Source organism: Gemella haemolysans ATCC 10379, assembly GCF_000173915.1.
GTDB lineage: Bacteria > Bacillota > Bacilli > Staphylococcales > Gemellaceae > Gemella > Gemella haemolysans.
Window position 1 is genome coordinate 1 of record NZ_ACDZ02000014.1, and the last position, 17354, is coordinate 17354.

12 protein-coding genes are annotated in these 17354 nt (G+C 26.5%); 10 read left to right on the top strand and 2 right to left on the bottom strand.

All coding sequences use genetic code 11. The features are described 5' to 3' along the window. Window positions 1-29: 29 nt before the first annotated feature. Window positions 30-1391: an Nramp family divalent metal transporter gene (locus tag GEMHA0001_RS05645; protein WP_003145288.1), complete on the bottom strand. Its 1362-nt coding sequence runs from the start codon at window positions 1389-1391 to the stop codon at window positions 30-32. A gap of 372 nt (window positions 1392-1763) precedes the next feature. Here GEMHA0001_RS05645 and GEMHA0001_RS05650 point away from each other — a divergent pair, with 372 nt between their 5' ends. The 5 genes from GEMHA0001_RS05650 to GEMHA0001_RS05670 all read left to right on the top strand — a co-directional run bounded on the left by GEMHA0001_RS05650 (window position 1764) and on the right by GEMHA0001_RS05670 (window position 7214). Beyond that, window positions 1764-2483 (top strand): prepilin peptidase, encoded by a 720-nt coding sequence (locus tag GEMHA0001_RS05650; RefSeq protein WP_040464485.1) that lies wholly within the window; start codon window positions 1764-1766, stop codon window positions 2481-2483. Then, on the top strand, window positions 2477-3250 hold the full coding sequence (radC, locus tag GEMHA0001_RS05655) for a RadC family protein (protein WP_003145027.1): 774 nt from the start codon (window positions 2477-2479) through the stop codon (window positions 3248-3250). Before GEMHA0001_RS05650 ends, radC begins: the two co-directional genes overlap by 7 nt. Before the next feature lie 493 nt (window positions 3251-3743). Further along, on the top strand, window positions 3744-5321 hold the full coding sequence (locus tag GEMHA0001_RS05660; RefSeq protein ID WP_003145314.1) for an ATP-binding cassette domain-containing protein: 1578 nt from the start codon (window positions 3744-3746) through the stop codon (window positions 5319-5321). Window positions 5322-5509: 188 nt separating this feature from the next. Beyond that, window positions 5510-6706 (top strand): MFS transporter, encoded by a 1197-nt coding sequence (locus tag GEMHA0001_RS05665; RefSeq protein WP_003145664.1) that lies wholly within the window; start codon window positions 5510-5512, stop codon window positions 6704-6706. A 118-nt stretch (window positions 6707-6824) separates the two neighbouring features. After that, complete coding sequence (locus GEMHA0001_RS05670; protein WP_003145268.1) at window positions 6825-7214, top strand: hypothetical protein; 390 nt, start codon at window positions 6825-6827, stop codon at window positions 7212-7214. Between the two features lie 210 nt (window positions 7215-7424). Here GEMHA0001_RS05670 and GEMHA0001_RS05675 read toward each other — a convergent pair whose 3' ends face one another. Continuing rightward, complete coding sequence (locus tag GEMHA0001_RS05675) at window positions 7425-9023, bottom strand: ABC transporter ATP-binding protein (RefSeq protein WP_003145174.1); 1599 nt, start codon at window positions 9021-9023, stop codon at window positions 7425-7427. Window positions 9024-9699: 676 nt separating this feature from the next. Between GEMHA0001_RS05675 and GEMHA0001_RS05680 the strand changes: the two genes are divergently transcribed. The 5 genes from GEMHA0001_RS05680 (at window position 9700) to GEMHA0001_RS05700 (ending at window position 17302) form a co-directional block, all read left to right on the top strand. Next, window positions 9700-10443 carry an ABC transporter ATP-binding protein gene (locus GEMHA0001_RS05680; protein ID WP_003144864.1) on the top strand — a complete coding sequence of 248 codons (744 nt, stop codon included), beginning with the start codon at window positions 9700-9702 and terminating at the stop codon, window positions 10441-10443. Window positions 10444-10580: 137 nt separating this feature from the next. Beyond that, window positions 10581-12869 carry an ABC transporter permease gene (locus GEMHA0001_RS05685; RefSeq protein WP_162010649.1) on the top strand — a complete coding sequence of 763 codons (2289 nt, stop codon included), beginning with the start codon at window positions 10581-10583 and terminating at the stop codon, window positions 12867-12869. A gap of 505 nt (window positions 12870-13374) precedes the next feature. Then, window positions 13375-14955, top strand: coding sequence for an ATP-binding cassette domain-containing protein (locus tag GEMHA0001_RS05690; RefSeq protein ID WP_003145683.1), 1581 nt, complete (start codon window positions 13375-13377; stop codon window positions 14953-14955). A 127-nt stretch (window positions 14956-15082) separates the two neighbouring features. After that, the gene (locus tag GEMHA0001_RS05695) at window positions 15083-15898 is read left to right on the top strand and encodes an AAC(3) family N-acetyltransferase (RefSeq protein ID WP_003144889.1); all 816 of its coding nucleotides are present in this window, start codon (window positions 15083-15085) and stop codon (window positions 15896-15898) included. 198 nt (window positions 15899-16096) lie between these two features. Next, entirely contained in the window at window positions 16097-17302 is a 1206-nt protein-coding gene (locus GEMHA0001_RS05700; RefSeq protein ID WP_003144964.1) for an MFS transporter, read from the top strand. Window positions 17303-17354: the final 52 nt, after the last annotated feature.

Here is a 17354-nt window from a genome sequence, read left to right on the forward strand (position 1 = left end):
CGGACTGATTTTTGTCAGTCCGATTTTTTTTATATGAATGTTGATATTATTAACCAGAAATTTAAGATTATCAATACGACTGTGCAGATCCATGCAACAATTTTCATCCATGGTTTAATAACAAACTCTCCCATAAGTTTTTTATCTGATGTATATAGTGTTAGAGGAATAATAGATATTGGTAGAGCAATACTTAAAAATACTTGTGTATAAATCAGTAAGCTTTCAATTGCTTGTTCACTATCACCAAAAATTATTAAACAAATGACAACAGGCATTACCGCAATTACACGAGTCAGCATTCTTCTCATCCACATAGGAAGTCTCATGTGAATGAAACCTTCCATAACTATTTGTCCTGATAATGTTCCAGTAATAGTAGAATTTTGACCAGAGGCCAATAGAGCTACGGCGAATAGTGTACTAAGGAGTGGTGAAGCAATAGCTCCGACAATGCTGCTATCTTGTAAAGCGTTATAAAGATCTGTAAAGCGTCCAAGACTATCACCATGACCATAAAACAAAGAAGCACCTAGAACTAATAGTAAGCAGTTAATAACAAATGCGATTGAAAGTTGAATATTAGAATCTATAGTAGAAAATCTAATAGCTTCTTTTTTAACTTTGTTGTCCTTTCTATCGTATCTTCTTGCTTGAACAATAGAAGAATGTAGGTACAGATTGTGAGGCATAACTGTAGCCCCCACTATACCTAAGGCAATAAATAATGCACCTTTATTATTAATTACATCCTTATTCGGAATAAAACCTTTAATTAATTCTCCGGTATTAGGGTTAGCTAATAAAACTTCATAGAAGAATATTATTAGAATTGTAAATATCAAGGTAGCTACAATAGCTTCGATTTTTCTAAATCCAAAATGTGCTAATAATAGGAGTAAGAATACATCAAAGATAGTTATTATAACCCCTATTAGTAAAGGAATACCGAATAATAATTTTAAAGCTACAGCACTACCAATAATTTCTGCAATATCGGTAGCCATAATAGCTAGTTCGGTAATTATCCAGAGAACAAATCCCATTTTTTTACCAGTATGCTTTCTAGTTGCTTGAGCTAGGTCCATACCAGTTACAATACCTAATCTTACAGACATTGATTGAAGCAACATCGCGATAAGATTCGATATAAGTATAACGAATAGTAAGCTATACGCATATTGAGCACCACCAGCGATAGAGGTAATCCAGTTACCAGGATCCATATAACCGACTGCTACTAATGCTCCCGGTCCACTATAAGCCAGGACTTTCTTTAAAAAGCTTCCTTCTTTTGGAACATCAACTGTATTGTTAATTTCTTGAAGAGAAAGCTGATTCGCAGCTTCTAACTCTTCTTGACTTTTTCTCAAAAATTTTTTAAAAATCATTTAATCACCTTCTCTAAAAATAATAGTGTAGAATAAGAATATAAAACTGCTTTCCTTAAGGCAGAAATCTTGCCTCAGGAAAACTATAAACAATATTATACTACAAAAATGAAAAAATGTAAATTCTTTTGAAAATAGATATTACTATGAGTGGACTAGAATGATAATAGAAATTGAAAATGAGTATGATTTTTTGTGAAAATCTATTCAAGAGGAAAAGTTGTATACAGAATTCCGAAGAGATTTTTAAAAAATATTACGAATAAAAAAATATTATTTAATAGCTAAAACACCAGCAAGGATATAGTTGGTTAGAGAAATATGTTTATGATAAAATATAATCGAAGGGTTATACAGTGGGGGAAGTTATTTATGGAAAGATACATATTTATTGTTATTGTAAGTCTTATATTTGCTAGCGCAATGAAATGTTTAGTAGATAGTGAGAATAAAAAAGAGTTCCTATTTAGACGAAGTCGTTGTTCAAGTTGTCATAAAGAATTAAGGGGGAGCGACTTAATTCCAATCTTTAGCTATTTGTTTAAAAAAGGACGATGTAGTTACTGTAATCAAAAAATTCCATTAGATATATTTTTATACGAAATTTTTACTTTTATTACTATTGTATTATTTATTATTTTCCAAAATCATTTTATTTTTATTAGTTATCTTGAAGTCAGTATATTTATTATTCTCATTTTTTTAGGAATAGAAGATATAAAATCATTTGAAGTTAATGATGAGTTGTTTTATCTTCTAATTATATTAAATTTTTCTTCTATATATATACACTATTATTTATTTAATTTTTTAGATTTTATTTATCTTGTTATTATTTTTCATATATTATATATTTTCACAAGAGGTGGTTTAGGTTATGGCGATATAAAAGTATTTTGTGTATTAGCTTTAAATTTAAATTTATTTGAGGGAGTGTATTTGTTAATTTTCACATTTTTATATGCAGGATTCTTCGCTATTGGATTAATTATTTTGAAAAAAGTTAAAAGAAAAACGAAACTACCACTAGTGCCATTTATTGCACTTAGTTATTTAACAATCATATTAATAAGGGAGGGATTATTATGGTAGCATACACTATTAAAGAGTTTAGTGAAGAAGATCGTCCGAGGGAGAAATTCAAAAAATTAGGTGCTTTAGCTCTCAGTGATAAAGAGATTCTAGCAATATTACTAAGAACAGGTACAAAAAATCAAAATGTAATTGAGCTTTCCGATATAATTCTAAAAGATATAGGAGGCATTACAAAGTTAAGAGATGTAACTTTAACAGAACTTATGAAACATAAGGGGATAGGTCAGGAAAAGGCGATACATATTTTGGCGAATATAGAGTTTGCAAGAAGAATATATGCGACGAATGTTTTAGATGTGAAGTGTGATAGCCCGCAGTCAATAGCCAATTATTTAAAATCATCTTTAGAGAATTTAACGCAAGAAGTTTTCGTAGTATTAGATATTGATACGAAAGGTAAAATAATAGAGAAAAGAGAAGTATTTAAAGGTAGCTTATCTATGTCAGTAGTGCATCCAAGAGAAGTATTTAAACTAGCAATAAAAAATAGTGCTTCGAGCATCGTCTGTGTACATAACCACCCGAGTGGAGACGCAACTCCTTCTATAGAAGATATTAAAACGACGATAAATCTAATGGAAGTTGGTGAAATAGTTGGTATTGAAATGCTAGATCATATCGTGGTTGCAAAAAAAGGATATGTTAGCATTAGGAAAGTATTGAATTATCTAGCAGTAGAAAATATAGATTATAAATACGAAGATGTTACAGGTGAACAGCTAAAATATATACTGAGAAAATATAAGGTTATAGGAGAGTATTAAAGAAGTAAAAGGTCTAAAATGAAATATAAAAAATTGATTTTTTAGTATAAATATAGTAGTATAGAAGAAGGTGGTTCACTACCTATATTTCAAGTGTGAATGTTAAGCTAGGAATTTTTCCTAGCTTTTTTGTATGGAGTACTATTAATGTAATAGAAAAGAGAAGACATGTATTTTTTTAGTTCTAGTTAAAAGACTAGTTTCAAGTTAATTTATAAATTCTATAGACAACCTTAAATTTTCAGAAATAACATTGACTAGCAATTTTTTATTTGATATAATTTCTATAATTTAACAAACGTTAATTGGATTTTATGTTGAGTGGAAAGTTAATCTATAGATTGAATTATTTTAGAATATCAAATATTAAGAAAGAAATTGATTAGCTTCTATGAGCAATTGATTTCTTTTTATTGTATTTAGATTTTAAAAGGCTATTTATAAAATAAAAACTGAAGTTTTAAATAGAGGACTCAACTAAGGAGTGGGAAATATGAGGAAATTTTTATTTGCGATAGTTTTATTTCTTATTACAGTAGTTTCGGGGATTAATATTTATTTTTCTTATCAAATAAAATATGTTGTTGATGCCCTTACTACTAAAAATGAGCAATTATTCTACAATCAAATTATATATTTATCTGTAATTATAATACTAATGCTTATATGTGAATATTTACGTCAGCTTTTAGATACTATTTATCTAAATAAAGTTGGGTTTAATATTCATAGAACACTTGTGGGTAGTTTACTTAGAAATAAACTAGATACAAAGAGTAAAAATTTATTATCTACTGTAAATAATGATATTGAAATGGTAAAAGATCAATATTATAATACGATTTTTTCTCTGTATCAGGGGATAATTTATTTTATTTTTGCTACAATAGCGTTGTTCAAATTAGATGTAACAACAGCGTTTTGGGTTATAGGATTGTCACTATTTCCGATTTTAATTCCTAACCTATTCAAATTATATTTGAAAAATGTTCAAAACAGTATTTCTATACAAAAGGCTAGTTATAACGATAAACTTGAAGATTTTTTAGAAGGGTTATTAGTTATTAAAAATAGTGATTCGGCTAATATATTTTATGAAAAATTACTTAACGAATATAAAAAAATAAATAAACTTGTTAATAGAAAGAATGTTTTAGCATCACTTGTAAATGTCTTAACAGGATTAGTATTCTATGCTACTATTATTGCTATTTTATATATAGGAGGTCGTCAAGCTCTGTTAGGAAATACTAGTGTAGGGGATATAGTATCAATTTTTACTATTTCTGCAGAGTTAGTAATGCCTGTTAATTTGATAACAGCTTCTATATCTAATATAACATCGGTAAAAGATATAAAGAGAGAATTAGATTCTAAAGAGAAGTTTGAATATATAGATGGTCATAAAACTATCGATTTTGAAAACATAGAAGTTCTAAATGAAAGTTATAAATTTAATAATAGAGAAATTTTTAGTAATTTTTCAGCTAGTTTTGAAAAAGGTAGAAAGTATTTAATTCAAGGGGATAGTGGTAGTGGAAAATCGACGTTAGCATTACTATTAACGAAAAACCTTGAAGGATGTAACATCTTTTTAAATGGAAAAAATATTAACAGTTATGAATACAACACAATTCAGAAACTAATAACTTATGTACCTCAAGATAGTTTTATATTTGTAGGTAAGGTTATCGATAATCTTACTTTTTATAAAAACATAGAAGCGGGTAAAATAATGACCTTAATAAAAGAAACTAGATTAGATGACAAAATTAAAGAAGCTTCTGATTTGATTAATATTACGTACGATAAGAGAAAAGCAAATTTATCTGGTGGACAAAAACAAAGGCTAGCATTAATTAGGGCTATATTACAGGAAAAGCAGGTTATAGTTTTAGATGAAACATTGTCAGGGTTGGATAAAGATACATATATTTTAGTCGAAAAATTACTATTAAGTATGAAAGATAAGACTTTAATTCATATTTCACACAGATCTTATCCAGAAACTTTGAGAATGTATGATGAGGTATATGTAATGGGGAAAAAGGGACTGAATCAAATGTCCTAAATTCTAAAAAAGTTTATATGAGAACTCATAGACGCAGTGGTTTATTGATATTTAAATTTGCTTTATAAAAGCTTTTTAGATATCTAATAAACTTTTCGGAGATGACTCGATAAAATCTCCTTGTCCGGAATCACAATTTTTGAGTCACTCCCATAATATTTTAAAATATAGATATAGGAGAGTCTAATATGTTAAATAGAAATTTTAATTTATTATGGTTATCACAGATAGTTAGTTCAATTGGAAATAAACTGACTATATTTGGATTTCCATTAGTAGGAATATTCATTTACGATACTACGGTATTAGAAACTTCTATGATTACAGTAATGTCGTTTTTACCGAGCTTACTTTTTGGAACAATAATAGGAGTTATTGTAGATAGGGGGGATAAAAGGAGAATAGGGATTTTTACAAATATAATTTGTTTTGTTATTTCTATAATATTATTTGTATTTTCTATTTTCAAAATATTACCACTGTGGGGGTTTTACATTTTAATTTTCTTATTGAATACATTCTTATTATTTGGGAGTATATCTTTTTATAGTCAAATTCCTATGGTAGTAGAGAAAGAAAATCTAAAGAAAGCAAATTATAAAATGGAATTAAGTAATAGTGTTATTGATACTGCCGCTCCAAGTGTTGGGGGAATTATATTTGGTTTATTTTCTGCTCCATTTATTTTTATAATAGATGGGATAACATTTATACTAGCAAGTTTTTGTCAGATATTACTTCCATGTGATATAGAGAAATATAAAGTAAAAACAAAAAAGAAATCGATAGTTCATATAAGAGAAGCATATAATTATGTTTTTAATAATCAAATATTATTTAGATTGGCGATGAGTTACTTTGTATTGGTATTTGGTATAGGTATTTTTCAGTCGATTCAGTTTTATTACTTAAGTAAAGTTTTAAATGTTGCTCCATATACAATTGGGATGATTATAAGCGTAGGGAATATAGGTCTTGTAGTAGCATCGATAAGTTCTTTAAAAATATCTGATACTATAGGAATGGGAAGAACTATAATATTATCATTTATTTTATATGCAGTGGGTTTCACTCTTTATTATTTAAGCAGTGAAGAGAGTACATTATCTTTATTTGTTGCAACTATGTGTATAGGAGCAGCGATGCCTTTATATAATGTGAATGCTACTACTATAAAACAAAGTAATGTTGATTTATCAATGTTGGGAAGTGTTTCTGCTATTTGGAGAATTTTTGGAAGAGGGCTTATTCCACTAGGAGCGACAATAGGTGGAGGTATTTCAACATATTTTTCTGTAAAAATGGCGATATTAATATCGGTAATTATAGTTTTATTAGGTTTGTGTATAGTATTATTTTCTGATGAATTAAAAAAATACACGTAACATTACATCACAAATATTTTGAATGCGTTTTTATAAAGTGGTATAATATAATCGAATAAGTATAAGTAATTATATTGTATTAGTTAATAAAATAATTTTAAAAGGGAGGAGGAGAAAAATGAATAAGCTTAAAGATTTAGGTTTGTTGATATTGCAAGTTGAATTAGTAGGTTTCTTATTTATAGCGATGAATAAATATTTAACTAACACTACAAGCTTTTTACCTGAAGCTTTCACTCAAGATAAAACAGATATTAAGGCATATAGTTTAGCTGCATTGGCGTTTATGATATTAGGTATTGCTCAATATTATGTGGTTGACTTATATGACAAAATCAACTGGAAAAAAGCGAGTGTAATAGAATACTTAGTAGAAGTGGCAGGAGTTTTACTAGTATTTATCTATTTACAATTTATAGATAATCTAGTTAAGTTTGCATTTCTATTTGTGTTAGTTTCATTTCTATTCATAATGAGATATTTATACTTTTATAAGAAATTTGCATAAGTTTATGCTTTTGAACAATTGCAGGAGGTAAACACTGTTCAAAGTGTAGAAATTTTTAGTTTAAAATTTTAATTTGGAATGTAGGTATTCAATATAATTATTATACTGCTGTTGCTAGATTATATAGGGAAAAATAAAAAAATGGGGGTGACTTAAAAATCTTGATTTTTGAGTCACTCCCATTTTGTTTAATCCATTTAATAAATCATATTACTGTACTTTTAATTCTACACATTCTGTTAGTTGTTTTTTAATCTCTTCTTGTATATGGTGAGAAATCATTATTAAGGTTAACTTATCGTCAGCTAAGATATTGTTTTCTATCTGTACTGCTGTTCTTTCATCTAATGCCGAGGTTGCTTCATCAAGAATTAAAATTGGATAGTTTCTAATTAAGACTCTCGCAAGAACTAACCTTTGTTTTTCTCCTCCTGATAAGATTTCTCCCATATTAGATAAGTTATGATCTAAGCCATCAGATAAAGATTTAACTCTATCAGCTAAACAAACTTTTTCCAGTATGCTCCATATTTCTTCATCTGAATAACTATCATCTAAAGTTATGTTATATCTAATAGAACCAGTAAAGATAGATGTTTGCTGACTTACATATCCAATCTCTTTGGAGAAGTTAATATCATCTTGTATTTCAAGAGGATTTCCATCGATTAAGATTTTATCTTGATTGGATTGTAATTTCCCTAATAACAACTTGATTATAGTAGATTTTCCAGAACCACTTTTACCGATTACTGCATATTTTCCACCTTTATTTATATTAAAGTTAAAGTTTTTAATAACATGGTTATCTCCAAAACTATAATTAAAGTTTTTAAATTCAATATTTTCTTCAACGTGTGGATAAATAGTTTCTTTAGCAGTAGCTTTAGTTATAACGCTGTTTAATATTTCTTTTGTACCGATTACCTTAATATACAAATCAACCAATTGATTGATAGAAGTAAGGTATATGCCTAGTATAGTAGATACCGAAGCTATTGTTCCGATAGTTAATTCATTTTTTAAAACTAAGTAAATCGCAAATATAAAAATTAATAATTCAAGTAACTTCTCGATACTTTGAAAAGTTAACTCAGCAAATGCCATTAATTTAGAAATACTATACTGTTGATCTTCTTTTTGGATCTGACTAGTCTTAACATTTTTTGAGAATAAATTTATCTTACCGATATTTTTTAAATCTTCATAACCTGTTAAATATTCCTTTAAAACTCCAGAAAATTTCCCTGATAAAATTGATAAATTTGTATATCCTACACTAATTTTATTACCGAACTTACCGCTTATTAAAAACATAGCTATTGATGATAATAGGGCGAATACAACAAATTTCCAGTTAATAAGCCATAAAAATACTACTGATGAGATAAATAATACAATAGCACTAAGTAAACCAGTTAATGGTGAGAATAAATATGCAGATAATAATTCAAGTTGATAAGTATATTTAGTCATATGCTCACCAGAATCAACCTTATTAAATTCTGATTGAGACATAGCTTCTATGTTTTTACTAATTCTATCACCTAGATAAATTTTCCATTGTTTAACTAATTGTGCAATTATAATTTTCAACCACGCTCTAAGCAATTCTACTATTATTAAAATACAAATAATAACGCCAACTTTTGTCCAAAGAGACCCTGTTTTGTATATTACAGAATCAACAATATCAACACGAGCGTATACAACATAAACAGTCCCTATTGATACTATTAATGTCAAAATAAACATAATGCATAACTTTAATTTGTTCAATGTTATAACTTCTAAAATATTTTTAATCATATTGCTCTCCTTTGTATAGATTATATTTCTATAGAAGTTACTCAAAAATAGCGACTTCCGAGACTTCGATTTGTCAATTTCTCCACGAAGTTTCTTAGATCTCTAAAAAGCTTTTATAAGATGAGTTTAGACTAGGAATACGAGCTTTCATATAAACTTTTTTAAGATTTAGTTATTTTTGAATCCCTATAGTATCTATGTAACTTTAATTATACTGACTTTTTTTTGTGTGTCAAGATAATTAGATTAAATTTTCTGAAAATTTTAATTAACTAAAACACAAAAAAGTTAAGAAATTTTATTGCTAATATAGAAAAAAATAATATAGTGGATAAAGAGAGAGGAAATATTATTGTATTTAAATCAATTTTTAAATAAAAAAATATTGATTCTATTATGCGTAAATATGAGTTGTTAATTCTTTAAATAAGATAAATATTTTTATTTGAAGAAACTAAGTTTTATATGTTGAAATATTCACTTTCTATGCTCATTGTGATAAAATACAATTAAAGTAAACGATTACTTTCTTTTTTAAAAAAATTCAAATATTAAAGATAAAACAAAAGTACGGTTACATAAATAGTTTAATAAAGGGAAGACTGATATATTTTATAAAATTTAGTTTATTTTTATGTGATATGAAATATATTGGAGTAATGAATGGGTGAAAAATATGATAAATTTATTAAATATTAATAAAGAAATTAAAAATAGAAAAATCATAGATAACTTAAATTTATTCGTGGAAAAAGGTGAATTTATTGTTATTATGGGGAAGAGTGGATCAGGGAAAAGTACTTTGTTAAAAATTATAGCAGGTTTGTTAAAGTTAGATAGTGGTAAAGTAGTAATTGATAATAAAAATATTACTAGTCTTAACAATGAGAAACTTGCAGAATATAGATTAAAGAATATAGGGATAGTATTTCAAGATTATCAACTCCTAGATATCTTTACTGCGTACGAAAATATTATTTTTCCTGCTAGAGTATTAAAAAAGGAAGACATAAAAACAATTAGAAATAAAGCAAATTATTTTATAAAAATGGCGAATTTGGAGAATGAAAAGGATAAAAATATAACTGAATTATCAGGAGGAGAAAAACAAAGAGTAGCATTTGCTAGGGCATTTATGAATACCCCTAAAGTTATCTTAGCGGATGAACCTACGGGAGCATTAGATTCCAAAAACGCAGCTAATTTGATAAAGTTTATTCGTGAATCTATAAAAAAATTAGGGCAAACGATGATAATGGTTAGTCATGATTCTTATATTGCTGCATATGCGGATAAAGTATATTTTTTAAAAGATGGGAACATCATTTCAAATTTATCTTTTGACAGGACTAATATAGATATTGATTTAAGTAATCGAGTAGATTTGATACAAAGAGAGTTATTAAAAATTAACATTTAGTTTATGGGGGAGAAGATATGATAAAGAAATATATTTTAAATTCAATAAAATTTAATAGAAATAAAAGCAAAATTCTATTAATATCTTCATGTATAAGTCTAGTATTATTACTAGTTTTTACTCTTATATTCTTTAGTGTGAGTACTGGATTAAAAAATAAAAATAATCAGAAATTTGGAGAATATGACCTACAATTTGGGTACATCGAAAAAAATGTGTTTTTTGATAATGATAAGATAAGGGGGATTCCTATTCCCTACGAAAAGTTTAATAAATTACTAGTTTTAGAATTAGAGGACAAAACAACAATTTATGGACTTGAAAATAATTCTATGGAACTTGCAAAATACCAAATATTAAATGGAAATAAAGAGTTGAATACTGGCGAAATAGTTATTAATAAAAATTATGCTGATAAGTATAAATTAGAAGTAGGAGATACTATGACTATATATAATAATAGTTATAAAATATCTGCAATTGTTTCTAGTAATATTCAGGATAGTTTATCGTTGAAAATATTTATTAATTTATCTGACCTACAGAAAAATAATAAATATAAAGATAAAGTTAATTTGCTTCAGCTGAAAACAAAAGCAAATAAAGAAGCTATAAAACAAATGTTAGAACAATATTTTAATGATAAAAAATTAAAATATGATAGTATGAAAAGTAAAGAATTAGATTATAAAAAAATAAGAATATATACTCCTTTATTTTATATTATGGTAACAGGAATGTTTCTGACATATATAATATCATTATTTGGAATTTTTAAAATGAGAATAAGATCTCGTTTTTTTGAAATGACAGTTTTAAAGAGAATGGGAATTAGTCATAAGAATTTAAATAAAATATTTATAGGTGAAAACTTAATCTTAGCAACAGTAGGATCGGTATTAGGAATATTCTTATCAGGTGGTATATATTTACTTTCTAATAGTATTTTTAAGAAGTTAGATGTATCTTTTGAAATACTTTCATTTTCAATATTTGTTTTTTGTGCTGTTGTATATTTACTGTTAAATCAACTAATAGTTTTCTTAGTAACATATCTGTTGCTTAGAAAAGAGAAAAATAAATATGTAGATGATATTGAGGTTATTCATAAAAAAGATAGTATTATCAATACAAAATTAAGAGGGAAAATTTTATCCTTATTAATAATAAATTTATTATTCTCTGTATTATCTAAGATATTAGATAATGAAAATTTCAAATATTTAACTGTAGTGGTTTCAATAATATCATTTTTTATAGTATTTAAGCACTGTTTTGTAGGATTGTATAAGTTGTCTGAAAGAGAAAAGTTCTTTGATATTTCATATCCAGTTAAATCATTTGCAAATAATTATAAGAAATATGCTATGATAATGAAATTGATGGTTTTATCAATTGTCTTATTATTATTTAGTTTTAATTTTTTATCTATATTTTCTAATAAGGTTAAAGAAAATACTTTAAATCAGCTACCTGCTGATTATATAATAACAAATGCTGATCAGAATAAAAGTGAGAATTTTGTTAATAATAATGATTTAAAATATATAATGGAAAAAATACGAAGCAATGATATAGTAGAAATATTATATACAAAAGACTATAGAATAGCTTCAAATGTTCCTTATAGTGATGATTGGAGAAGATTAAGTGAAAAATCAAAAGTTGATATAAATGAAATAGAAATTATTAAATTAGACATAGAAAAAAGAGATAAACTGAGAACTTTTAATGTGATTTCAGGGAAAAAATTAAATAATAATTTTTTAGATAATGAATTGATTCTGAATGAAAAGCTTAGGGGATTATTGAATTTACAGTTAGGTGATACTTTAGATTTAAAAGATTCTAGGACAGGAAAATTGGAGAAGTATGTTATATCCACAATAATAGATAATCAATTTTATCCTTATAATTTAGTAGCTATTGCACCTAAAACATCAAAAATAGAAACTTCTAATATCTTATCAGTAGAAGTCTATAATACTGACAACAATACTGATACTATTAAGAATTACGTGAATTCTAATAGACATTTAGAAGGTCTATATACAAGAGATGTAATAAGTGAAAATTTACAGTTTTATAACTTTGTTTATTTTGGTTTGTTATTTTTAAATATCTTTATTTTAATTATATTTGTAATAAATCTATTTAATTCGATGATATTAAGTTTAGAAGAAAGAAAAGCTGAAATTAAGATATTAAAAAACATGGGAATATCTCTAGATAAAATAAGAACTTTTGTAATTGGAGAAATCTATATGAATTTCATAGGAGTTCTATTATTTTCATTACTAATTATTATATATATTTCATTAGTATTATCTTTAGCGATAGAAGTAAAACTCGTCTTAATGATTTATGGACTGTTATTAGCAAGTTTTATTATATTATTGATATTATCTAGAAGAATTGTAAAATAATAATATAAATTTTAAATATTATTTTGTTGATGAATCTTAAATAGGAGAAATTAATACGGACTTTATAATAGAATTTCTTAGTTATTTGTTTTATGATAAGTGGAAAAATAAAGGTAGGCGAGAAAGTTAGACTGTTCAAGTGCGGTTGGGAGTGACTCAAAAATCGTGATTTCAAAGAAATGATGTGTACCCAAAATTCTGAACTCATATATATTTAGTTTAGACGAGTGGATGTTATTCTGTATTGTACAGGTGACATCCTTTTTCAGTAATTTCTATAGAAATGCTTGAAATTATCTTTTTAGTAAAATATAATGTTTTTAATGATATATGCGTTATTTAGAAAAGAAAGATAAATTGGGAGTAATAAAATAGTTAAGGGTTGTGTGAAATTATTAGGTTAGTAATTTAAGGTATTTGAATATTTATAGAATTTATATATTTCTCAAAATTCCCCTTAATAGCGTGTTGTTAAATTAAGTGGAATTAAAAGTAGGAGGTATTTATGAAAAAATATATTTTAAAGTTTAAATATAGGTTCTTATTAATTTGTTTTCTTATATTGTTAAGACAGTTATTTCTTATGAAGAGTAACTTTTTAAATGCAGATGCTATAACTGTGCTTACTAATAGAAATCTACATAGTTTCTTTGAAATTATCTTATTCTTATCAGTTACGTGGATTTTTATTATAGTAATTGATAGGGTGGTAAAGGTAAGAGAGGAGATTTTTATTCAAGACATTGGAATAGATGTTAAGGATAATCTGTCTAGTAGCCTTATAGAATTAGATATTGAAAAGTATAAAGATAACTCATCTGGTGTTTATCAATCTTGGTTTAACAATGATATTCAAATGATTCAAGAAAAAGGTTTGAGGAATATATTTGCTATAATATACAGTCTTTCTGGTGTGGTATTTTCTCTTTATGCTCTATTGAAATATCACTGGATTATTTCTTTAATTACTATTATAGGAACAGGAATATTAATTTATCTTCCAAAAATTTTTAATAAAAAACTTCATAATATGGGATCAGAAGTTACTAAAGAAAATGAAAACTATGTAGCTTCGTTAGAGGAGACGATTCTAGGTTATGATACGTATTTCTCTCTTAATAAATTACAAATAATTCCTAAAAGAATAGCTCATATAAGTAGAATTTTGAAAAATGTATTTGTTAAACAAAGTAAGTTGGAAAGTAATTATTATATGCTTAACTTTGGCTTAAATGTCTTTTTCCAAGTGTTATTAGTTTTTGTTACAGGGTGTTTAGTTGTTAAAGATAATTTGGAAATCGGTGCAGTTGCAGCTGTAGGAATGTTTGCTAATCTTGTATTTGATGGTATGAGCCAAGTAGGTTATAGAATAGCATTTATTAAAGGTGCAAAACCTATTTTCTCTAAGCATGATGAATTCATGTTAAATAATAAGGATACTCACTCACCCGTTGAATATTCTTTAAGAGAAACATTATTTAAAATTAAAAACTTACATTTCAGTTATGGTGATAGAGAAATCCTTAATAATGTGAATCTTGATATAAAAGAGGGGAATAAATATTTAATAAGTGGAGATAGTGGCGTTGGTAAATCAACATTATTTAAAATTATTACAGGGCAATTAAGAAATTATGAAGGTAGTGTAGAGTATTGTAGTGTCGATTTGAATAAATTATCTACTAAACAAATACTAGAAAAACTGACTATAATTCAGCAAGAAAATTTTGTATTTTCAGGTACTGTTAAAGACAATATAACTATGGGAGAAGTAGTAGAGGATAGTGATGTAGCAGAGTATTTAGAAAAAGTGGGATTAACACAGGAAGACTTCTTATATTCAGAAGTAGAGGTTCATGGAAAGAATCTTTCAGGAGGACAACGCCAAAGATTGGCTATAGCTAGAGCGTTATTTAATGGTAAAAAAATACTTTTAATTGATGAAGGAACATCAGCTTTAGACAAAGAATCAGCGAAAAGTTTAGTAGAAATGTTGTTAGGAAATAAAGAATTAACTATAATAATGATTAGCCATGATATAAGTGATGAACTAAGAGGAAAATTTGATAATATTATAAAATTGTGATACAAGTGAAAGTTAGTAAAAAAATGATATAGATTGAATAGAAAAATGAAAATAGGGGAGTGGCTAAAAAATAAATTTCTCTGAGAATAAGATTTTGAGTCACTCCCATTTAATAGGGAGGAAAAGAATGAGTTATAAGTTTATGAGTGATGCTTTAGATAATAATTTAATGCCTATTGGTAAAAGTGATTTTTTAAATTTATTTAAAGATTTAGAAATAGGAGAAGGTGATACCCTGATTGCACATGTTTCTCTTAGTAAATTCGGTTATATAATCGGCGGTGCAAGATGTATTTATGAAGCTCTTATGGAAAGATTAGGAGAAAGTGGAACACTCGTTGTCCCAACACAATCTTTAGAAAATATGTCTCCAGAGTATTGGGAATATCCTAAAGTTCCTAAGGAGTGGATAGAAAAAATAAAACAGGAGAGTTTATCTTATGATGTTGATCTATCTAGTACACGAGGTATGGGGAAATTTAGCGAGTTTGTTATGAATCTAAAACATTCTGTTAGAAGTTCTCATCCACTATATTCTTTTTCTGCAGTAGGAGAAAAAGCACAGGAAATTATAAAAGAGCATCCATTAGATGATGGCTTAGGATACAATTCACCATTAGGGAGATTGTATGATCAGAATGCCAAAATTTTGTTATTAGGAACTGATTTTGAATCTAATACAGCATTGCATCTTGCAGAGTACTCACTAAATCGAAAAACAATAAAAGAAAGTGCTAATGTGGATGGAGAGTGGTTAGAGTTCTCTAATATCGAATTAGATATATATGATGATTTTTTAACAGTACAGAAAGAATTCATGGAAAATTGTAAGGGAAGTTATCAAATAAAAGAGATTCAGAAAACATCAGTTCTTTGTATAGATTTAAAAAGTTGCGTAGATTTTGCGAAAGAATATTATAAGAAAAAGGAAGAAGTGAAGTAGAGGGAGCATGATTTTATATTAAAGTTTTCAAATTGTTACCATTTTATTTTCATATTATAATAAATATAGTAATTGTTTATATGTTATAAAAAATAAGGGAGAAATTTTTAGAAGGTGTATTTAAAAGCTATAAATTCACATATTATTAAAATTTTAGAATAAGACATGAGAGACTATGGAATAAAAAGGAATTAATTTATGAGTAAATATATGAGTGTTTTAAAAAATGTTGATTTTATAAAGTATTTTTTTTCGATTAACTTCACAACATTAGCGCAATCATTTGTTAGTATAAGTATTATCTGGTTGATTTATGAAGAAACTAAAAACCCATTATTGATAGCTATTTTTGGTGTGTTGACTCAATTGCCAGCTATAGTTTTTGGACCAGTAATATCAAAAGTGTTAGACAGGTTTAATATTGGAAAAGCAATGTTCTTGTTTTTACTACTAAGAGCTGGTATTTTTCTGATTATATTCTTATTACCGTTTAATGATAAGATATCTTTAAGTATTATAGGATTATTGATAGGTTTGAATAGCGTTATAGGAATTCCTTTATCAGCAGGAGGAGATATAATAATAAAAGAGGTGTGTAATGATGAACAATTAGTAACAGCTAATGCATTGATGATAATATTTTTTGACATCTCTTATATCTTTGGTTCGATTTCTGTTGCGATAATGGGAGTGTTAGGTAATAATAGAATTGCTTTCATAATAGGAGCCGTATTATTTTTCATTTCAGCGATAATAATAAGTACAATAAAAAGTGACGAGATATTTAGTAACAATGAAAATAGACAGGAAAAATATACAATATTTAGTTCTATGAAGTATATTGTAAAAAATAGTGAAATATTCCTTATGACAATTAATACGACATTGTGGAATATGTTCACTTGGGGAAGTTTTATCGTTTTATTACCAATATATGTAGAACAAAATTTAAATAATGATAGTGTAGCGTATGGAATATTAAATTCTTTACAATCTGTTGGTATTATACTGGCTTCGCTTATAATAGGTTTGCAATTTATATCAAAAATTAAAATAGAAAAATTAATTTGCCTAGGTATTATAGTGCATTGTTTATTATTGATACTGTTTTATTTTAGTACGAATATTATTCTTTCAGTAATCATACTTATTATAGCAGGAGTTGCTTCAGCACCAGTACTAATTTATAAAGCAACATTCTTCCAAAGAAAAATTTCTAGAAAAATAATGGGGCAAGTATTATCATTAATTCTAGTTTTAGGAAGTATCTTGTATTCTCTAGGAGGTATAATAATAGCGTTTCTGATAGAAAAATTAGGAAAAGAATATTTTTCGTACATAAATTTATATTCTTTAATTATCATTATAGCAATATCACTTATGAGTATTAAAAAAATATCGTAGATTTATCGGATATAAATTAAAAAATACTTTTACAGATTGAATTAAAGGTATT